This window comes from Duganella sp. GW821-FHT07F09 (assembly GCF_059418705.1).
In genome coordinates this window covers 1-19,932 of the sequence record NZ_JBWKQJ010000018.1, presented here as the reverse complement: position 1 = coordinate 19,932, position 19,932 = coordinate 1, and the positions used below count along the sequence as shown (strand labels likewise).

15 protein-coding genes are annotated in these 19,932 nt (G+C 67.3%); all 15 read left to right on the top strand.

Features of this window, described 5'->3' with window-relative positions; genetic code table 11:
* The first annotated feature begins 9 nt into the window (after positions 1–9).
* The 15 genes from mshL to AC07P1_RS30990 all read left to right on the top strand — a co-directional run bounded on the left by mshL (position 10) and on the right by AC07P1_RS30990 (position 19,819).
* A complete protein-coding gene (mshL, locus tag AC07P1_RS31060) occupies positions 10–1,899 on the top strand; it encodes a pilus (MSHA type) biogenesis protein MshL (protein WP_494699459.1) in 1,890 nt (629 codons plus the stop codon).
* Positions 1,896–3,554 (top strand): tetratricopeptide repeat protein, encoded by a 1,659-nt coding sequence (locus AC07P1_RS31055; RefSeq protein ID WP_494699458.1) that lies wholly within the window; start codon positions 1,896–1,898, stop codon positions 3,552–3,554. Before mshL ends, AC07P1_RS31055 begins: the two co-directional genes overlap by 4 nt.
* 21 nt (positions 3,555–3,575) lie before the next feature.
* Positions 3,576–5,294 carry a GspE/PulE family protein gene (locus tag AC07P1_RS31050; protein ID WP_494699457.1) on the top strand — a complete coding sequence of 573 codons (1,719 nt, stop codon included), beginning with the start codon at positions 3,576–3,578 and terminating at the stop codon, positions 5,292–5,294.
* Positions 5,294–6,496: a type II secretion system F family protein gene (locus AC07P1_RS31045; protein ID WP_494699456.1), complete on the top strand. Its 1,203-nt coding sequence runs from the start codon at positions 5,294–5,296 to the stop codon at positions 6,494–6,496. Before AC07P1_RS31050 ends, AC07P1_RS31045 begins: the two co-directional genes overlap by 1 nt.
* A gap of 7 nt (positions 6,497–6,503) precedes the next feature.
* On the top strand, positions 6,504–8,099 hold the full coding sequence (locus AC07P1_RS31040) for a hypothetical protein (RefSeq protein ID WP_494699455.1): 1,596 nt from the start codon (positions 6,504–6,506) through the stop codon (positions 8,097–8,099).
* A complete protein-coding gene (locus AC07P1_RS31035) occupies positions 8,096–8,788 on the top strand; it encodes a hypothetical protein (protein WP_494699454.1) in 693 nt (230 codons plus the stop codon). Before AC07P1_RS31040 ends, AC07P1_RS31035 begins: the two co-directional genes overlap by 4 nt.
* A 53-nt stretch (positions 8,789–8,841) precedes the next feature.
* The gene (locus AC07P1_RS31030) at positions 8,842–9,330 is read left to right on the top strand and encodes a hypothetical protein (protein ID WP_494699453.1); all 489 of its coding nucleotides are present in this window, start codon (positions 8,842–8,844) and stop codon (positions 9,328–9,330) included.
* Positions 9,320–10,069 (top strand): hypothetical protein, encoded by a 750-nt coding sequence (locus tag AC07P1_RS31025; RefSeq protein ID WP_494699452.1) that lies wholly within the window; start codon positions 9,320–9,322, stop codon positions 10,067–10,069. The genes AC07P1_RS31030 and AC07P1_RS31025 overlap by 11 nt, the downstream gene beginning before the upstream one ends.
* A 46-nt stretch (positions 10,070–10,115) precedes the next feature.
* Positions 10,116–10,820, top strand: a complete 705-nt coding sequence (locus AC07P1_RS31020) for a type II secretion system protein (protein ID WP_494699451.1) — start codon at positions 10,116–10,118, stop codon at positions 10,818–10,820.
* 34 nt (positions 10,821–10,854) lie between these two features.
* The gene (locus tag AC07P1_RS31015) at positions 10,855–11,622 is read left to right on the top strand and encodes an ABC transporter permease (protein WP_494699450.1); all 768 of its coding nucleotides are present in this window, start codon (positions 10,855–10,857) and stop codon (positions 11,620–11,622) included.
* A gap of 2 nt (positions 11,623–11,624) precedes the next feature.
* Complete coding sequence (locus AC07P1_RS31010) at positions 11,625–12,365, top strand: hypothetical protein (protein ID WP_494699449.1); 741 nt, start codon at positions 11,625–11,627, stop codon at positions 12,363–12,365.
* Positions 12,366–12,432: 67 nt separating this feature from the next.
* Positions 12,433–13,005: a prepilin-type N-terminal cleavage/methylation domain-containing protein gene (locus AC07P1_RS31005; RefSeq protein ID WP_494699448.1), complete on the top strand. Its 573-nt coding sequence runs from the start codon at positions 12,433–12,435 to the stop codon at positions 13,003–13,005.
* A 245-nt stretch (positions 13,006–13,250) separates the two neighbouring features.
* Complete coding sequence (locus AC07P1_RS31000) at positions 13,251–17,801, top strand: PAS domain-containing protein (RefSeq protein ID WP_494699447.1); 4,551 nt, start codon at positions 13,251–13,253, stop codon at positions 17,799–17,801.
* On the top strand, positions 17,798–18,715 hold the full coding sequence (locus tag AC07P1_RS30995; protein ID WP_494699446.1) for a diguanylate cyclase domain-containing protein: 918 nt from the start codon (positions 17,798–17,800) through the stop codon (positions 18,713–18,715). Before AC07P1_RS31000 ends, AC07P1_RS30995 begins: the two co-directional genes overlap by 4 nt.
* A 90-nt stretch (positions 18,716–18,805) precedes the next feature.
* Positions 18,806–19,819, top strand: coding sequence for an OmpA family protein (locus tag AC07P1_RS30990; RefSeq protein ID WP_494699445.1), 1,014 nt, complete (start codon positions 18,806–18,808; stop codon positions 19,817–19,819).
* The last annotated feature ends 113 nt before the right edge of the window (positions 19,820–19,932 follow it).

The window sequence follows — 19,932 nt, the reverse complement described above, 5'->3', positions numbered from 1 at the left end:
GAAGAAACAATGAATAGACTAGCCTTGACCATCGTCCCCGTGGCTTGCAGTGTGTTACTTGGCGCCTGCGCCACGCGCAGCCTGCCGACCTCGCCCGCCCACGTCAGCGAGGCGCCGCGTCCGGCCGGGTCGATCCCCGAGCCGGTGCGGCAAAGCGCGGTGCTGCCGCCGCCCAAGCCGACCGCCAAGGTCGAGACCTACAGTGTCACCGTGCACAAGGTGCCGGTGCAGTCGCTGCTGTTCGCGCTGGCGCGCGACGCCGGCCTGAACGTGGACGTCCATCCGAGCATCGAGGGCATGGTCACGCTCAACGCGCTGGACCAGACCCTGCCCCAGCTGCTGAGCCGCATCCAGCGCCAGGTCGATATGCGTTACGAAATAAACAATGGCACCTTGACGGTGCTGCCGGACACGCCGGAGTGGCGCAACTACAAGATCGACTACGTCAACATCTCGCGCAGCACCAGCAGCAGCGTCAGCATCGCGACGCAGATTTCGACCACCGGCGGTGGTGGCGCGAGCGCCTCCAACCCGGTCGGCGCGACCACGTCGGCCGGCGGTTCCGGTGCAAGCGGGAGCGGAAGCGGCAGCGGCAGCAACAGCGGCGGCAACCAGTCGAACAGCAACAGCGGCAGCAGCACCGGCAGCAACAACTCGACGACCGTGGTCAACAACCGCTCGGACAATAATTTCTGGTTCACGCTGGAAAAGAACATCCGCGACATGCTGCGCAACACCAATCTGAACGACAACCCGGTCGATCCGCTGGCCGGCGTGCAGCAAAACGCGCCGGGCGGCGCGCAGCCCGGCCAGGGCCAGCAGGCGCCGGCGGCGTTCGACACCGGCGCCTTCGGCCAGTCGCGCAACAATAACAACCGTCCCAACTCGGTCATCGTCAATGCCGAGGGCGGCCTGATCGCCGTGCGCGCCACCAGCCGCCAGCATGAGAAAATCCGCGAGTTCGTCGATATCGTGCTGGGCGCGGCCAAGCGCCAGGTGCTGATCGAGGCGACCGTGATCGAGGTGCGCCTCAATAATAATTACCAGCAGGGCATCAACTGGTCGACCTTGTCGCGCTCTGGGCGCCTGGGCATGACGCAAGGCCAGGTCGGCACCGTCAACCTGCCCAGCGGGGTCAATCCGGGCACCAGCCCCGGCATTTTCCTGCTGAAGTACAACAACCCGCTCAGCGGTTTGGGCAACATCGCCGCGACCATCGAGCTGCTGGAATCGTTCGGCAAGGTTAAAGTGCTATCGAGCCCGAAAATCAGCGTGATGAACAACCAGACCGCGCTGCTCAAGGTGGTCGACAACAACGTGTTCTTCTCGATCAAGGTCACGCCGGCCGTGCTAGGCATCAACGGCACGCCGACCTCGCCGGCCACCTACGAATCCAAGCTGGAGACGGTGCCGGTCGGCTTCGTCATGAGCGTGACGCCGCAAATCGCCGACAACGACGATGTCACCGTCAACGTGCGTCCGACCATCACCCGCATCGTCGGCACCGTGCTGGACCCGAATCCGGCCCTGGCCGATGCCAAGGTCCAGAGCTTCGTGCCGGTGATCCAGGCGCGCGAACTGGAATCGCTGATGAAAATCCCGAGCGGCCAGATCGCCGTCATGGGCGGCCTGATGCAGGATTCGGTCGACAACGCCAAGGACTCCGTGCCGCTGCTGGGCAGCGTGCCGGTGATCGGCGATCTGTTCTCCTACCGTAACGAGAAAAGCACCAAGACCGAACTGGTGATCTTCATGCGCCCGATCGTCGTCAAGGACGCCAGCGTCAACGGCGACTACAAGGATTACCGCTACCTGCTGCCGGGCGAAAAGCCGGACACCGAGCCTTACCCGGTCCCGCAAGCGCCCCCTGCCCCCACCACCAACGGGAACGGATCATGAGCTTACTGATGCAGGCGCTAAAGAAAGCCGAGCGCGCCAAACAAAGCTCGGCGGTCGAGGACGAATCGGACAAGCCGTCGGAGGAATTCGACGCGGTGCTGGCGCTCACGCCCGAACCGGCATCGCACGCCAGCGTGCCGCCCGCCAAACGCGAACTCAGCCTGGACCTGGAGCCGATGGCCGAATTCAGCCTGGAACCGCTGGCGCCTGAAGCGCCGGCCGCCAGCCTGACGCCGCGCCCCTCGCCCAGCCCGTTGCCACCGCCCAGCGACCATCTGGACGCCGGCCTGACGTTCGACCTGACGCCCGATCCGTCCGCGCCGGTGGCGCCGACACCGGCCGCCGCCCCGCCGCAGCGCGCGCAGCCGCAAGCACCGCTGTCCCCCACGGCATCGACCGCCAGCGCGGCCGCCGCCACAGCCGCCGCCGCGCAAAACCACGCCCAAAACACCTACGGCGCCAACGCCGGCGGCGCCGCGAAGCCCACGGCGGGCGGCAAAGCATCGGCTGCGGCCTCGGCCAAACCGCAATCCAACGACAAAGCCGCCGGCAAGCCGCGCGGCGCCGCGCGCGCCCGCGCGGCGGCCGCCGCGACGAACGAACCGGTCGGCATGGACCCGGAACGCCTTCGCCTGATCGGCCTGCTCTCGATACTGGCGCTGATCGTCGCCGGCTTCGGCTATTACTATTGGCAGGCGGTGGTCGCGCCGGGCGCCGGCTCGCGCCTGCCGCCGGTGCCGATGCCTCCTCCGGGCGCCACCGGCGCCACGCCGGTGCAGGTGATCGGCGCCGCGCCAGGCGCCTCGGCAGGCCAACCCGCCCCCGGCGCGCCAGGCGGCTTCGCCGATCCGATGGCGGCCGACCCCAGCGGCAGCGCCATGCTGGCCCCTTCCGTCAACCGGGGCAACCGCGACGACCTGGAACGCCGCCTGGCCCGCACCGAGCAGGAACTGGCCGCCGCCCAGCAGGCGATCCAAAGCCAGCTCGCCGGGTCAGCGCCGCGCGTGGAAAAACTGCCGCCCGTCGCCGCGCCCGACAACAACGCCGAGATCCGCGTCGCCCGCGCCGTGCAGCCGGCCAAGATCGCGCCGGCCGTCGAAACGGCCTATCAATCGTTCACCAGCGGCGACCTGCCCAACGCACAGAAGCAATACGAGTCCGCGCTGCGCCAGGAACCGACCAGCCGCGACGCGCTGCTGGGCCTGGCGATGGTGCATACCCGCCAGAACCAGGGCGCGCAAGCGGCGTCCTATTATCTGCGCATGCTCGAACTCGATCCGAACGACTCCACCGCCGTCGCCGGCCTGGTGAGCATGCGCTCGGGCGACGCCGCCCAGAACGAAGGCCGCCTCAAGGCGATCCTGGCCACCAATCCGGAGGCCGGTCCGGCGCTGTTCGCGCTCGGCAACCTGTATGCGCAGCAGAACCGCTGGTCCGACGCCCAGCAAACCTTCTTCCGCGCCTATAGCGCCTCGCCCGACAATCCGGACTACGCCTACAACCTGGCCATCGGCCTGGACCGGCTGAACCAGGGCCGGCTTGCGTTGACCTACTATCAGCGCGCGCTGGTGCTGTCGCAGGACAAGGCGGCCGCGTTCGACCGCAACGCGCTGCGCCTCCGCATGCACGAGCTGGGCGCGCCTGCGCCGCAATAAGAACATCACCAACCACTATCGATGGCAGAACAAGCAAAACTCCCGCTCGGCAAACTGCTGATCCAGAAAGGCGTCATCAGCGAAGACCAGCTGCGCATCGCGCTGATCGAGCAAAAACGCAGCAACGAGCCGTTGGGGAAACTGTTGATCACGCTGGGCTTCGTCACCGAGGCCACGGTGCGCATGGCGCTGTCGGAGAACCTGAACCAGCAAAGCGCCGACCTCACCAGCCTGGTGGTCGACGCCATCGCCCTCAAGCTGATCCCCAAGGAGGTGGCCAAGCGCTACCGCGTGTTCCCCATCGTCTACGAGCGCCAGACCGACAACCTGATCCTGGCCATGTCCGACACCAGCAACATCGTCGCGCTCGACCAGATCAGCGCGATGCTGGTCAAGGGCATCACCATCAGCCCGTTGCTGGTGAACGAGTCGGACATCCAGCGTGCCATCGACCAGTACTACGGCTTCGAGCTGTCGATCGACGGCATCCTGCACGAGATCGAAACAGGCGAGGTCAACTACGCCAGCCTGGGCACCACCTCCGACGAGTACAGCCAGCCGATGGTGCGGCTGATGGACGCCATCCTGGCCGACGCCGTGCAAAACAGCGCCTCCGACATCCACTTCGAGCCGGAGCAATCGTTCCTGCGCATCCGCTACCGCATCGACGGCATCCTGCGCCAGATCCGCAGCCTGCACAAATCGTACTGGCCGGCGATGGCCGTGCGCCTCAAAGTCATGTCGAACATGAACATCGCCGAGACGCGCGCGCCGCAGGACGGCCGCATCTCGATCAAGTTCTCCGGCCGGCAGATCGATTTCCGCGCCTCGGCGCAGCCGACCACGCACGGCGAGAACTTCGTGCTGCGCGTGCTCGACCGCCAGAAGGGCCTGGTGCCGCTCGACGGCCTGGGCCTGGGCGAGGCCGAACTGAGCCTGCTGAAACTGATGATCGCCCGCCCCGACGGCGTGATCCTGGTGACCGGCCCGACCGGCTCGGGCAAGACCACCACCCTGTATTCGATCCTGAACCACATCAACACCGAGAGCGTCAACATCATGACGCTGGAGGACCCGGTCGAATACCCGATGAACATGATCCGCCAGACCTCGGTCAACGAATCGGCCAAGATGGGCTTTGCCGAAGGCATCCGCTCGATGATGCGGCAGGACCCGGACATCATCCTGGTCGGCGAGATCCGCGACAAGGAAACCGCCGAGATGGCCTTCTCGGCCGCCATGACCGGCCACCAGGTGTATTCGACCCTGCACACCAACTCGGCGATCGGCTCGATCCCGCGCCTGCTCGACATCGGCGTCGTGCCCGACATCATGGCCGGCAACATCATCGGCATCATCGCCCAGCGGCTGGTGCGCAAGCTGTGCACGGCGTGCCGCGAGCCGCACATCGCCGACGACGTCGAGCGCCGCCTGCTGGGCCTGCCGGAGACGGCCGGCCCGCAAACCCTGCACCGCGCGGTCGGCTGCGACCATTGCGCGCACCAGGGCTACAAGGGCCGCATCGCCATCATCGAACTGCTGAAGATGACGCCTGCGCTGGACGAGATGGTCGCGCGCCGCGCGTCGTCGCGCGAACTGAAGACGGCGGCCGCCAACAGCGGCTTCCACAGCCTGATCGATGACGGCGTGCGCCGCGTGCTCGAAGGTGTGACCACATTGGAAGAAGTCGGACGTGTGGTCGACTTGACAGAGCGGCTGACCGAAAGGCTGGCCAGCTGATGCCCCAATACTTCTACCGCGCGATGGACGCCGGCGGCCAGATCTCGCCCGGCAACATGGACGCCGCCAACGAGCCGGACCTGGAGCTGCGCCTGCACCGCATGGGGCTGGACCTGATCGACTGCCGTGTCTCGCGCGCCAAGGTGGTGGCGTTGAAACGCGTGATCACCCGCCGCGACCTGATCAACTTCTGCTTCCACATGGAGCAGTTGACCGGCGCCGGCGTGCCCATCCTCGAAGGCTTGAACGACTTGCGCGAGAGCATCGACCATCCGCGCTTCCGCGAAATGATCACCGGCCTGATCGAGAACATCGAGGGCGGCCAGCAACTGTCGGCCGCGCTGGCCTCGTATCCCGAGGTGTTCGACCTGACCTTCACCAGCCTTATCACCGCCGGCGAGCAGAGCGGCAAGCTGGCCGAGGTCTTCAAGAACCTGTCGGAAAGCCTGAAATGGCAGGACGAACTGGCCTCGCAGACCAAGAAGATCATCATGTACCCGGCCGCCGTCGGCGTGTTCGTCACCGGCGTGACGTTCTTCCTGATGATCTACCTGGTGCCGCAGCTGACGTCCTTCGTTAAAAACATGGGCAACACCCTGCCGCTGCACACCAAGGCGCTGATTTTCGTCTCCAACATCTTCATCAACTACTGGTACATCCTGGTGGCGGTGCCGCTGATCGCGTTCTTCGTCGGCCGCGCCTGGCTGGCGCGCAGCGAGCAGGCGCGCTATGCCGCCGACGGTTTCAAGCTGCGCATCTGGATGATCGGCCCGGTGCTGCACAAGATCATCCTGGCCCGCTTCGCCACTTTCTTCGCGATGATGTACGGCTCGGGCATCACCATCCTCGAATGCATCCGCCTGTCCGAAGGCATTGTCGGCAACCGCGTCATCGCGGCCGGGCTGCGCCGCGCCGGGCAGTTGATCTCCGAGGGCCAGGGCATCACGGCGGCGTTCCAGAACACCGGCATCTTCCCGCCGCTGGTGATCCGCATGCTCAAGGTCGGCGAAACCACCGGCGCGCTCGACGGCGCGCTGCGCAACGTCAGCTACTTCTACAACCGCGAAGTCAAGGAGATGATCGAGAAGGTGCAAGCGATGATAGAGCCGGCCATGACCGTGATCCTCGGCGTGATGGTCGGCTGGATCATGCTGTCGGTGATGGGTCCGATTTACGACACGATCAGCAAGATCAGAACCTGAGGCTGCCGTGACGAGCAAACACCTACTCTATCTCAGCAGCGAACAACTGCACGCCTACCAGTGGCGCAACGGCCGCTTGACGGGCGGGGTCCGCTTCAACAACGACCGCGCCGGCGTCGACGATTTCATGGACTACATCGACCACGGCAACCACGCGCCGGTCTACCTGCTGGCCGACCTGATCGAGGAAGACTTCCAGCGCGTCCACGTGCCGCACGTGGGCGGCCGCGCCGGCGCCAAGCTGATGCAGCGGCGCCTGCTGCAGCAATACCGCGAGACGCCGTTCCGCCACCACGAGGTGCAGGGCCGCGAGGCGCTGGGCCGGCGCGACGACATCGTGCTGCTGTCGGCGCTGACCAACCCGTCGTCGGTGCAGCCGTGGGCCGAGGCGCTCGAGCAACTGAAAATACCGCTGGCCGGGCTGTACTCGACCACTTTGCTCAGCGAGGTTCTGGTGCGCAAGCTGGCCATGCGCGACGAGCACCTGCTGCTGGTGACGCAACAGTCGGCCGGCTGGCGCCAGAGCTACTTCCAGAACGGCCAGCTCAAATTCTCGCGCCTGACGCCGGCCATCGACCGCGACGGCGACGCCGTCAACATCGGCACCGAGACCGGCAAGACCCAGCAATTCCTGACCAGTGTGCGGCTGATGGCGCGCGGCAATGTGCTGGAGACGGCGGTGATCGCCCCCGCCGCCGCCATTCCCGCGCTGGAAGCGCAATGCGAGGAAGGCGCCGAGACGGCGTTCCGCTTCATCCCGCTGGAGGGCGTGACCGACCGGCTCGGCATCAAGACCGGCGACGGCGACGTCGCCGACCTGGCGGGACGGCTGACCGATCCGTTGATGCTGGCCTTCCTGGCGCGCACGCGTCCGCCCAGCCACTACACCTTGGGGCCGTTGCAACGCTACTTCAAGCTGTGGCGCGCGCGCGTCAACCTGTATCTGTTCAGCGGCGTGCTGGCGGCCGGCTGCGCGGTGCTGGCCGGTATCAACCTGTGGCAATTGGGCGATGCGCGTGACGATACCGCGCGGCTGGCCGCCGAGGCATCCTCGTACGACCAGCGCTACGGCGCCGTCATGGCCGCGATGCCGCCGCGCGTGACCACCACCGCCAACATGCGGGCGGCAGTCAATGTCGAGCGCATGCTGGTGACGCAGGGGCCGGGGCCGCAGCAATTGATGGGCATCGTCAGCGCCGCGCTCGAACAATCGCCGCAGATCCGGCTGTTGCAGCTGGACTGGAAGGTCAATCTGCCGGCCACGCAAATCAGCGGCCAGGCCGGCGTCCAGGGTGGCGCGGCCGATATGGGCGGCGCCGGCCAGGTGGCGCCGATGTCGTCGTTGCTGGCAGGCATCCCGGGGCGGCCGCCGCAGGCGCTGCTGCTGGAGGCGGAAATCATGACCGACCAGGACGACTACCGCAACGCCGTCAATACGATGAACCTGTTCGCGCAGCAACTTGCCAGCCATCCGCGCCTGATCGTCGAGGTCGACAAGCCGCCGCTCGACACCCGCTCCTCCGTCAAGCTCAACGGCAAGGCCGGCGTGCAGGCGGTCGAGACGCGCGCCAAATTCTCCCTGAACCTAGTGTGGCAGCCATGAGCACCAACCCCGTCACCGGCAAAAAGCCGCCGCGCGCCAAGGTCGTGCTGCCCTACTGGATCAACGAGTTCGATCTGATCCGCACGGCGGTGCTGACCGCCGTCGCCGCCGTGACCATCGGCATGACCTGCGTGGTCGTCACCGGCTGGCGCCAGCAGGACGCCGACGCCGAGCTGCAAAGGGTGCAGCGCGTGCGCGACGCCGCGTATTCGCGGTATGCGCACGTGGACAATGAAAAGCGCGATATCCGTAATTTCCAGCAGCGCTATATCGAGTTGCGCGAGCGCGGGCTGATCGGCGAGGAGAAGCGCCTGGAGTGGGTCGATGCGATCCGGCAGACGCAGGAGCAGCGCAAGTTGCTGCCGCTGAGCTATGAGATCGACCCGCAGCAGCCGGTAAGGCTGGAGTCGGCGCTGGATCTGGGCGAGTACCAGTTGCAGGGCAGCCGCATGCGCTTGCATATGGAGTTGCTGCACGAGATGGATTTGTTCGATTTCCTGGGGGATTTGCGCGAGCGGAGTTTCTTTGCGGTGCAGGATTGTTCGATCAAGCGGCTGGGGGTGGTGGCCGGGGCGGCTGGGGCTGCAGCGGGGCCGACCTTGGGTGCGGATTGTACGCTGAACTGGATTACCATGGCGCCGGCGCCGAAGGTGGCTCCGGTGACTGAGCGGAAGAAAGGCAAGGCATGAAGGCCTCGGAGATGTGTGTGTTTCCTCGGTATGCTACCGTCGCGGGACTCATTTTGTTGGCCGCTTGTCAGTTCGCTTATGCCGATCCGGGCATCGGGCGCTTGTTTAATACACCGGCGGAGCGCGCGGCGCTGGATGCCAATCGCGGCAAGGCGGTTGCCGCCACCGTTGGCGGGCCGCCGGGGGCGCTGCCCGACTACTCGCTGCCGCCTGGGGTTCCGGGCAATATGCCGCCGCCCGGAGCGCAGGCCATGCAGCCCGATATGATGCAACCCGGCGCGGCGCCAGGCATGGGCGCCGAGGCGCCACCACCACCGCCCGCGCCGGAACAACTCGAGATGAACGGCGTAGTCCGCAGCAGCAGCGGACGCAGCACGGTGTGGCTCAACAACGTGCCGCAGAGCGGTCCGCAGAACAAATTCAGCAACCGTAACAAAAAGGCGCTGACCGTCACCCTGCCCTCCGGCAGGAAAATCCTGCTGCGGCCGGGCCAGCGCTACGACCTGGCCGATGGCCGCGTCAAGGACATCAATGAACCGTGAACGCCTTCAACCATTCCGGCGACGGCGTCCGGCCTTGCCGCGACGCCAGCGCGGCGCCGCCCTGCTGCTGTTGCTGGTCGTGCTGGGCCTGGGAGCGTCGTCGTTGTTGATGAGCTTGTTCAGCCCGCCTTCCGGCGAGTTGCGTCCGCAGGCGCTCACGCGCGAGTCGCTGGCGCAGGCGCGCGAGGCGCTGCTGGGCTATGCCATCCTGCACCGGCGCCTGCCGCGCCCGGCGCTGTCGGCCACCGATGGCCGCGAAAATCCCCGGCCTTGCGCCAGCGACGCCGATTGCACCGGTTTTTTGCCGTGGATAACGCTCGGCCTGGTGCCGGGCGACGGCTGGAACAAGCTGCTGCGCTACAGCGTGTCGCGCGATTTTGCCAACGGCAATCTCGACGACACGGTGGAGGCCGACAAGACCGTGTTGGACCGCAACGACGACGGCACCGTGTTTTACCGCGCCGGCTCGGCCAATTGCCGCGTCGACGATCGCTGTGCGCCGGCTGTCATCTATTCCAGCGGCAAGCATCTGGGCGTGAGCGTCGACGGCATCGCGCAACTGAGCGGCGTGACGGACAACCTCGACGAGCAGGCCAACGAGCTCGCCGTGCGCGATTTCATGGCGCGCGCCGCCACCGGCGAGCCGCGCAGCATCGGCGGCAGCTTCAGCAACGTGGTCAGCTGGGTGCCGCTGCCGATGATACGCAACCGCGTGCGCGCCTCCGCGCCCAAGCGCTGATGCCGGGCCCACGCCAGTTTCAACCCATATGACTTCCTATCCTTACATGCCTTCACGCCAACGACAAGCCGGCTTCACCATCGTCGAAATCGCCATCGTCCTGCTGGTCGTCGGCCTGATGATCGGCGGCCTGGTGGCGCCGCTGTCGTCGCAACTGGAACAGCGCCGCGTCGGCGAGACGGTGCGCGCCATGGACGAGGCCAAGGAGGCGCTGATGGGCTACGCCCTGCGCAACGGCTATCTGCCCTGCCCGGCCATCTCGGCCGCCGACGGCCGCGAGGACCGCGCCGGCGCGGTCTGCAACAAGCGCTTCGGCTACCTGCCGTGGGCGACTCTGGGCGTGGGCCGGCTCGACGGTTGGGGCCGGGTGCTGGCCTACAGCGTCACGCCGGCGTTCGCCGACAGCACGGCCTTCTTCACGCTCACGACCAAGCGCGACATCACCATCGCCACGCGCGGCGCCGGCGGCGAGTTGGTGCCGTCCACCGAGGTCGAGGATATCCCGGCCGCCATCATGTCGTTCGGCCGCAACGGCTACGGCGGCACCAGCGACCAGAACACCCGCATCCTCGACGCCGGCAACAACAATATCGACGAAAAGACCAATCTGCAAAGCGGCGGCGTGGCGCTGATCAGCCGCCCGGCCAGCACCGACCCGCGCGGCGCCGGCGGCGAGTTCGACGATATCGTCATCTGGATCTCGCCCAACATCCTGTACAACCGCATGGTGGCGGCGCAGAAGCTGCCGTGACGCGCATCTTCACGCCTAATTTTGTGACCGCACCGTGACCCTGGCCACCCTCACCATCGCCCGCTACACCCTGCTCGAAGCGCTGCGCAACCGGCTGCTGTGGCTGCTGCTCGTGATGGCGCTGGGCGCGGTTGGCGTCAGCGGCTTCCTCAACGAACTGGCGCTGACCGAAAGCCGCCAGTTGCAGGCCGCGCTGCTGGGCGCGGTGCTGCGGCTGGCGGCGGTGTTTTTGATCGCCACCTTCGTCGTCACCAGCATGGTGCGCGAAGCCAACGACAAGGGCCTGGAACTGCTGATGGCGCTGCCGCTGCCGCGCGCCGTCTACCTGCTGGGCAAGCTGGCCGGCTTCGCCGCGCTGGCCGTGCTGCCGGCCGTGCTGTTCGGCGCGCTGGCGCTGTTTTTCGCGCCGCCGGCGCAGGCGGCGCTGTGGGCCCTGTCGCTGCTGTGCGAATGCTGGATCGTCGCCGCCTTCAGCCTGCTTTGCATGCTGACCCTGAGCCAGGTGCTGCCGGCGCTGGCCGCCGCCTTCGCCTTTTATGTGCTGGCGCGCGCCATCGGCACGCTGCAATTGCTCGGCCACGGCGCCGGCGCCGCGCAAAGCGCCGGCCAGCAGATGCTCAACACCGCCATCGACGGCTTGGCGCTGCTGCTGCCGCACCTGGACCGTTTTACCCGCAGCGACTGGCTGGTCTACCACGACGGCGGCGCCGCCGACCTGCTGGCCATCGCCGCGCAGACCGTCATTTACGTGGCGCTGATGGCGGCCGCCGGCTTGTTCGATCTATACCGCAAACGGATATGAGCATGCGCGCGCACGTCAAACCTGTCAGTGCGGTGCCGCGAGGGGTGCTCGCGCTGCTGGCGTTGACCCTGGTGCTGCAAATACTGTGGCAGGTCCTTGCCGCGCCGCCGCGCGCGCGGGCGCGGGATTTGCCGCCGGCGCCGTCGCTGGCGGCGCTGCGGCTGGCGGCGCTGGGCGAGCCGGTGGCGCTGTCCAAGCTGACCATGCTGTACGTGCAAGGCTTCGACGAGCAGGCCGGGCTGAGCATCGCCTGGCGCGATCTCGACTACGGCAAGGTCGCCTTGTGGCTGCAACGCGTGCTGGAGCTCGATCCGCGCGGCCAGTACCCGCTGCTGGCGGCCAGCGAAGTGTATGGCGCGGTCGCCGATCCGGCGCGCGCCCGCGTCATGCTTGAATTCGTTTATGCCCGCTTCGCCGAGGACCCGAACCGGCGCTGGCCGTGGCTGGCGCACGCGGCGCTGGTGGCCAGGCACCGGCTGTACGACCTGCCGCTGGCGCGCCGCTACGCGCAGGCGATCCGGCTGCGCGCGACCGGTCCGCAAGTGCCGGCGTGGGCGCGCGAAATGGAAGTGTTCATCCTGGAAGACATGAATGAGCTCGACAGCGCCCGCGCGCTGATCGGCGGCCTGTTGCGCGACGGTTTGATCACCGATCCGCACGAGCTGAAGTTTTTATCGGACCGGCTCGATCAACTGAATCGATCAAACGGTTCGAACCAGCGGGACAGCGGTCCCAAGCCATAAACCTTGCTGTAATATAGCATCACGTATAGCAACAACACATCGCTGCACTGAAGAAAGGAATCACCCCATGCGTACGCTCCCTGCCACCCGTCTGCGCCAACGCGGCTTTACCCTGGTTGAAATCGCCATCGTGCTCGTCATCATCGGCTTGCTGCTGGGCGGCGTACTGAAGGGACAGGGCCTGATCGACAGCGCCCGCGTCAAGAATATCATCCAGCAATCGACGTCGCTGACGGCCGCCGTCAACGCCTACCAGGACAAGTTCCGCGCGCTGCCGGGCGACGACGTGCAAGGCACCAGCCATGCGCCGGGCGCCACCGGCAACGGCAACGGCGACGGCCAGATCGCCGAATACCAGCTGGCGCCGCAGCACCTGGCGCTGTCGGGCTTCATCACCGGCTCGTTCAACGGCACCACCGACTTCATGACCAGCGCCCAGGGCGGCGCGGTGTACATCTACAACGACGTCGTCGGCGGACGCGGCGGCAACGGCGTGCGGCTCGACAATCTACCGGACTCGTTCGCCGAGCAGGTCGACAGCAAGCTCGATGACGGCAAGTTCAACACCGGCTCGGTGCGCGCGACCGCGCCGTACACCAACGACGGCAGCGTGATCCAGCGGACCGCGTTGTTCTTTTAAGCGGGCGGTGGCGGATTACGCGCTTCGCGCTAATCCGCCCTACGTGTCTCCACAGTTAATCACAGGTCAATGGCCGGAGAATCGAAATGACCACGGAGACACGTAGGGCGGATTAGCGCAGCGTAATCCGCCAAGCTCCGCCCGCGCTTCCCCCCAGTCCAGGACAAAACACTTTCTGAAACGGCCAGGCTCGGCTACTATCCTCCTGCCAGCCTGATATCAACCGGTTGCCGGGAGCCCTCCACGTGCCAGTGCCAGTGCCAGAAAAAACCAGTTCCCCCCTGCCTTCGATCCGCTCGCAGATCGCGCTGCTGGTGCTGGCGTGCGCGTTGCCGGCGGCGGTGGGCTTCGGCGCCGTGGTGCGGCAGTTCTACAGCCGCGAACGCGCCACCCTGATGGAGGACACCCGCCAGGCCGCGCGCATGGTGGCCGCCGCCATCGACCGCGACCTGATCCAGAGCGAGGGCGCGGCCATGGCGCTGGCGACCTCGCCCAGCATCCGCGAAGTCGACAAGGGCGCGTTGCGGGTCCAGGCCGGCGGCCTGCTGGGACCGCAATTTCCCGCATCGCAAATTTTATTGAGCGACGAGACCGGCGGCGTGGCCATGCACGTCGGCGCGCCGTTGCCAGAAACATTCAACCAGGTCAACAACAGCAAACGGTTGACGCCGCTGTTCCACAGCGCCCGCCCCCAACTGTCGATCATCTACGTCGCCGGCAGCGCGCTGCTGGCGGTCGACGTGCCCGTGTTCATCGACACCCATGTGGCCTACGCCATGACCGTGCTGCTCAAGCCCGACCGGCTGACGACCATCCTGAGCGACGAGAAGATCCAGCCGCACCAGTCGATGACCCTGTACGACGGCGACGGCACCATCGTGGCCCAGGCCGGCGGACCGCGCCAGGTGCTGGGCCAGCCGGCCGACGCCACCCTGCGCGCCAGGTTGCTGCAATCGTCCGACGCGCTGCTGGTGACCGAGGACACCGAGGGCACGCCGGTCTACCTCGGCTACAGCCGCTCGCCCGTCAGCGGCGCCACGGTCGCCATCGCCACACGGCAGGCCAAGGCGCTGGAGGAGCTGCTGCGCGCCGTCACCACCATCTCGCTGGCCATGGGCCTGGTGCTGCTGGCCGGTTTTTCGCTGGCGTGGTTCGTCGGCGGGCGCATCGCGCGCTCGGTGCGCGACCTGGTCGGCCCGGCCGAGGCGCTGGCCAGCGGCGCGCCGTTCACCGTGCCGCCGATGAGTTTTCGCGAGGCGCAGGCGGTGGGCGACGCCTTCCACGCGCTCGAGGGCGACCTGCGGGCCCACCGCCACGAACTGGAAAAGCTGGTCGACGAACGCACCGCGCAGTTGGAAAAATCGCGCGCCCAGCTCGAAACCCTGTACGCCACCGCGCCGGTGGGCCTGAGCTACGTCGACAGCGAATTGCGGGTGATCCGTATCAACGACTACATGGCCGCGCTGAACGGGCAAAAAGTGGTGGCCCACCTGGGCCGCCACGTCGGCGACATGATCGCCGACCCCGACGTGCGGCAAGGCGTGCTGGCCGACTACCGCGCCGTGCTCGACACGGGCCGGCCGCTGACCGGCATCGAGCGCTCCGGCCCAACGGCGGCCAATCCCAAACAGCTGTCGCACTGGGTGGTGAGCTATTACCCGCAGTTCGACCAGGACGGCAAGATCAGCGCCATCACCAACCTGCTGCTGGACGTGACCGACCAAAAGCGCGTGGCGGCCGAGCTGCTGCAGTCGCGCCAGCTGTTCAGCTCCGTGGTGGAGAACATGCCGGCGATGATTTTCCTCAAGCGCGCCGACGACCTGCGCTACGCGATGTTCAACCGCTACGGCGCGCTGTTGCTTGGCCACACCAGCGGCGAGTCGTTGATCGGCAAGAACGACTACGATTTCGTGCCGGCAGAGCAGGCCGACCTGTTCGCCGCCGGCGACCGCGGCGTGCTGGCCTCGCCCCCCGGCGAGATCACCGAGATCGCCGAGGAGCCCATCACCACCGCAGGCGGCCAGACCCGCTACCTGACCACGCGCAAGGTGGCGCTGCGCGACGAGCACGGCGTGGCCACCCACGTGCTGGGCATCTCGCTCGACATCACCGAACGCAAGCAGGCCAAGGAGGCGTTGCGCGCCACCATCGAGCGCCTGGCCCAGAGCGAGCAGTTCGTGCGCACCGTGACCGACAACCTGCCCGGCATGGTGGCCTACTGGGACGCCGGCCTGTGCTGCCGCTTCGCCAACCGCTACTTCCTCGAGTGGTACCAGATGAGCCCGGAGCAGATGATGGGCGCGCGCATGGCCGACGTGCTGGGCGAGCGGCAATACGCCGACAACGCGCCCTACGTGCAGGCCGCGCTCCAGGGCGAGCCGCAGGGCTTCGCCAGCGAGCTGACCTGGCCCTCCGGCCAACTGAGCCACACCTGGGTCAACTACATCCCCGACGTCGGCCAGTACGGCGAGGTGCGCGGCTTCTTCGTGCTGGTGTCGGACGTGACCGAACTGAAGGAGACCGAGCTGCACCTGCAGGAGCTGAACGTCGAGCTGGTGCTCGCGCGCGACCGCGCCGAGGCCGCCAGCCGCGCCAAGAGCGAGTTCCTGGCCAACATGAGCCACGAGATCCGCACGCCGATGAACGCCATCATCGGCCTGGCCCGGCTGCTGCAGGAGGCCGGGCTGGGGCCGCGCGAGCGCGGCTACCTGGACAAGATCCAGCTGGCCACGCAGTCGCTGCTGAGCCTGGTGAACGACGTGCTGGACTTCTCGCGGGTCGAGGCCGGCCAGCTCGAGCTCGAGCATGCGAGCTTCCAGCTCGAGCAGATACTCGACAGCATCAGTGTGCTCATCAGCGGCAGCGCCTCCGACAAGGGCGTCGAGCTGGTGTTCGACATCGACCCCGGCCTGCCCAACGAGCTGGCGGGCGACCCGATGCGGCTGCAGCAGGTGCTGCTCAACCTGCTGAGCAACGCCATCAAGTTCACCGCCGAGGGCGAGGTGGTGCTGTCGGTGCGGCGGGCCGCCACGGCGCGCCCGGACGAGCGCGCGCTGCTGATCGAGTTCCGCGTGCGCGACACCGGCGTCGGCATCCCGGCCGAACAACAGGCCCACATCTTCGACGCCTTCTCGCAGGCCGACAGCAGCACCAGCCGCAAGTTCGGCGGCGTCGGGCTGGGGCTGGCGATCTGCCGCCAACTGGCCGACATGATGGGCGGCGCGATCGAGGTGCGCAGCGAGCCCGGCCACGGCGCCGAGTTCCTGTTCGCCTGTCCGTTCGAATGCCTGGCCGCGCCGGCGGCGCCGGCCATCCCGCCGGCGGCGGCCGCGCTGTCGCTGCTGATCGTCGACGACAGCGCCAGCGTGCGCGCCGCGCTGCAAGAGGCCTGCGCCCACCTGGGCTGGAGCGCGGCCGCCGCCGCCGACGCCCCGGCGGCGCTGGCCATGCTGCACGAGAGCCATCGTGTGGAACGCCCCTACGGCCTGTTGTTGCTCGACCGCGATATGCCCGGCATGGACGGCCCGGCGCTGCTCGGGCACATCCACGCCAGCATGGCGCTGGCGTTGCCGCCGGTGCTGATGATGGTCACCGAGCACCTGGCGGCGGCCGAGGCGCAGCACGCCGGCAGCCTGGGGCTGGCGGGCATCCTGTCGAAGCCGGTCACCCCGGCGCGGCTGCTCGGGCGCGTCGCCGCGCTGCTGGGCGGCGACGCCGATGCCGGCAGCCCGCGGGACGGCGCGGAAGCGGCTTCGCCGCTGCACGGCCGGCTGGCCGGCATGCGCATCCTGCTGGTCGAGGACAACGAGATCAACCAGGAAGTGGCGCAATACATCCTGTTGCACGCCGGCGCCACCGTCGACGTGCGGGGCAACGGCCAGTTGGCGGTGGAGCTGTTGACGGCCGAACCCGGCCGCTACGACGTGGTGCTGATGGATGTGCAAATGCCGGTGCTCAACGGCTATGACGCCACGGCGGCGTTGCGCGCGGCCGGCCTGACCTTGCCGGTGGTGGCCATGACCGCCAACGTCATGGAGGACGACCGCCGCCGCGCCCAGGCCGCCGGCATGGACGCCCACGTCGCCAAGCCGATCGATGTCGAGGACCTGATCGCCGTGCTCACCGGCCTGGTGCCATCGACCGCGCCAGCCGGGGTGGAGGCGGCCGCCGTCACGGCGGACCCGGCGTCGGCCACGGCCACCCGCCCCGCCAGCGCCCTGACCGGCATCGATATCGAGGCCGCGCTGGCCCGCCTGGGCGGCGACCGCGAGAGGCTGACCGCGCTGCTGCGAAGGTTCGAGCAATCCCAGGGCGGCACGGTGGACGAGGTGCGCGCCCTGCTGGCCGGCGGCCAACCCCTGCAGGCGGCGCAGGCGCTGCACCGGCTGCGCGGCGTCGCCTCCAACCTGGGCGCCGCCGAGGTCTCCCGGCTGGCCGCGCTTGCCGAGGCCGCCCTGCACAAAGACGCCGAGGCCGGCGGCGGCGCGCTGGACACGGCGCTGGACCAGCTGGCGACGGCGCTCGGCGTGGTCACCGCCTCCGTGCGCGGCATGGCGGCGGACCCGGATATGCCTGAGGGCAACACCGATGCGTCCGATTTGCCGCAAAAGCTGGCGGAGCTGCAAAGTTTGCTTCAGAATAACAACCTGAAGGCATTGGAGCACTTTCGGGAGCTGCGGCCCGCCCTCGCAGCGACGGCGCAATCGGGCGCCTTGGCGGAAGCAGTTGAAACACTTGATTTCAGCACTGCGGCTAAACTGGTGGAGAATATGTTGCAGCGAAAGGAAAGTGCATGAGTTGGACCGACCTGGCCAGGAATGGGCGCATCCTCGTGGTGGACGACGCCATGGAGAACATCCAGATCCTGCACCATGCGCTGCGCGACGAACATGAAGTGCTGTTCGCGCTCGACGGCGAAAAGGCGCTCGAGATCGCGCTGGCCCAGCAACCCGACCTGATCCTGCTCGACGCCGTCATGCCCGGCATGGACGGCTACGCCGTCTGCGGCGCGCTGCGCGCCTCGCCCCGGCTGCAGGACATCCCCATCATCTTCGTCACCGCCCTCAGCCAGCCCGAGGACGAGACGCGCGCGCTGGAAGCGGGCGCGGTCGACTTCATCAGCAAACCGTTCAACGTGGCCGTGGTGCGCGCGCGCGTGCGCAGCCAGCTGACCATCAAGCGCCAGGCCGACGCCATGCGCGAGCTGAGCCTGACCGACGGCCTGACCGGCGTGGCCAACCGCCGCCACTTCAACGACACCATCGACGCCGAATGGCGCCGCTGCGCGCGCGCCGGCCTGCCGCTGTCGGTGATCATGATCGACATCGACCACTTCAAGCTCTACAACGACCACTACGGCCACCAGGCCGGCGACGCCTGCCTGCAGCAAATCAGCGCCGCGATGAAGAGTTGCGCCTCGCGGCCGCAGGACTTGCTGGCACGCTACGGCGGCGAGGAATTCATCCTGCTGCTACCGCAGGAAGGCGCCGAGGGCACGCGGGTGGTCGCCAGCCGCATCATCGACGAGGTGCGCAAGCTCAATCTGGCGCACGCGGCCTCGCCGACGGCGCCCTACGTGTCGATCAGCATGGGCCTGGCGACGGCGGTGCCGCCGCTCGACAGCCAGGACGCCAGCGCCGTGGTGCGCGCCGCCGACGCCCGGCTGTACGTCGCCAAGCAGAACGGGCGCAACCGCTACTTCGCCGACTGAGCAGGCGTGCCGCACGGTAGGATCGATGTGTTGATCTTATTGCAATTCACCCCTAGAATCGGGATCATTCATTCTTGACAAGGGCCCCACGTGCGCACGCCTCGACTTCTCGCCTTCACGCTTTTCACCGGCATCGCCGCCCTCGCGCCGTTCGCCCACGGCCAGATGCCGGCGCAGGACACGGTCAAGGGCGCCAAGGACCACCCTTTGCTGTCGCGCTTTGAAGGATCCAAGCTGGTCGGTTACGGCGTCAAGGAATTCGACGAAATGCTGCTCCCCGCCGGCAAGCGCATCGCCAACAAGGACGGCAAGGCCGCGTTCGAAAGCGCGTTGCAGCTCGAAGGCAAATACACCCGCATCGCCTACAACTACCCGAAAGAGCGCTCGTCGCTGGAAGTGATGCGCAACTATCAGGCCGCGCTCGACAAAGCCGGCCTGAAAGTGCTGTTCACCTGCGCCAAAGAGGCGTGCGGCGGAGACTTCGGCCAGTACTTCCTGGACAACCGGTTGGGCGACAACTTCATCAAAGGCGGCGAAGCGAACTGGTCGCCGTTCAACAACGGCCGCAACGACAGCCGCTACCTGGTCGCCAAGGGCACGCGGCCCGACGGCGCGCCGGTGCATGTCGGCGTGTACGTGGTCTCGCCGGTGCAGGACAAAAACGGCGGCGTGTATCTGGAGATCGTCGAAGCCAAGGCCATGGAGGGCGGCAAGGTCTCGGCCAGCCTGAACGCGGCCGACATGGCCAAGGGCATCGCCGCCGAAGGCAAGGTGGCGGTGTACGGCGTGTATTTCGACACCGACAAGGCCGACGTCAAGCCGGACTCGAAAGCGGCGCTGGCCGAGATGGCCAAGTTGCTGCAGCAGGACCCCAAGCTGAAGGTGTACGTCGTCGGCCACACCGACAACCAGGGCGTGCTGGCGCACAACGTCGAACTATCGCAAAAACGCGCCGAATCGGTGGTCAAAGCCCTGGCGGCGGACTACAAGATCGACGCCAAGCGCCTCAGCGCCAAAGGCGTCGCCTCGTACTCGCCGGTGGCCTCGAACGACGCCGACGCCGGCCGCGAAAAGAACCGCCGCGTCGAGCTAGTGAAACAATAGGCCAACCAAAACAACGGCTGCGCGCAAACGTCCACAGGTAATCCCCCCATTTTTAGAGCGCGCTAAAAGTAGAGGTTAAGCGGCCAGGGCAAGCTTCTGTTTTGGTGTGATGC

What these genes read in the sequence shown, in the direction of transcription:
- mshL (WP_494699459.1), top strand. Translation starts at nt 10, where the DNA reads ATGAATAGACTAGCCTTGACCATCGTCCCCGTGGCTTGCAGTGTGTTA.
- AC07P1_RS31055 (WP_494699458.1), top strand. Translation starts at nt 1,896, where the DNA reads ATGAGCTTACTGATGCAGGCGCTAAAGAAAGCCGAGCGCGCCAAACAA.
- AC07P1_RS30995 (WP_494699446.1), top strand. Translation starts at nt 17,798, where the DNA reads ATGAGTTGGACCGACCTGGCCAGGAATGGGCGCATCCTCGTGGTGGAC.
- AC07P1_RS31010 (WP_494699449.1), top strand. Translation starts at nt 11,625, where the DNA reads ATGCGCGCGCACGTCAAACCTGTCAGTGCGGTGCCGCGAGGGGTGCTC.
- AC07P1_RS31035 (WP_494699454.1), top strand. Translation starts at nt 8,096, where the DNA reads ATGAGCACCAACCCCGTCACCGGCAAAAAGCCGCCGCGCGCCAAGGTC.
- AC07P1_RS31045 (WP_494699456.1), top strand. Translation starts at nt 5,294, where the DNA reads ATGCCCCAATACTTCTACCGCGCGATGGACGCCGGCGGCCAGATCTCG.
- AC07P1_RS31020 (WP_494699451.1), top strand. Translation starts at nt 10,116, where the DNA reads ATGCCTTCACGCCAACGACAAGCCGGCTTCACCATCGTCGAAATCGCC.
- AC07P1_RS31050 (WP_494699457.1), top strand. Translation starts at nt 3,576, where the DNA reads ATGGCAGAACAAGCAAAACTCCCGCTCGGCAAACTGCTGATCCAGAAA.
- AC07P1_RS31025 (WP_494699452.1), top strand. Translation starts at nt 9,320, where the DNA reads ATGAACCGTGAACGCCTTCAACCATTCCGGCGACGGCGTCCGGCCTTG.
- AC07P1_RS31005 (WP_494699448.1), top strand. Translation starts at nt 12,433, where the DNA reads ATGCGTACGCTCCCTGCCACCCGTCTGCGCCAACGCGGCTTTACCCTG.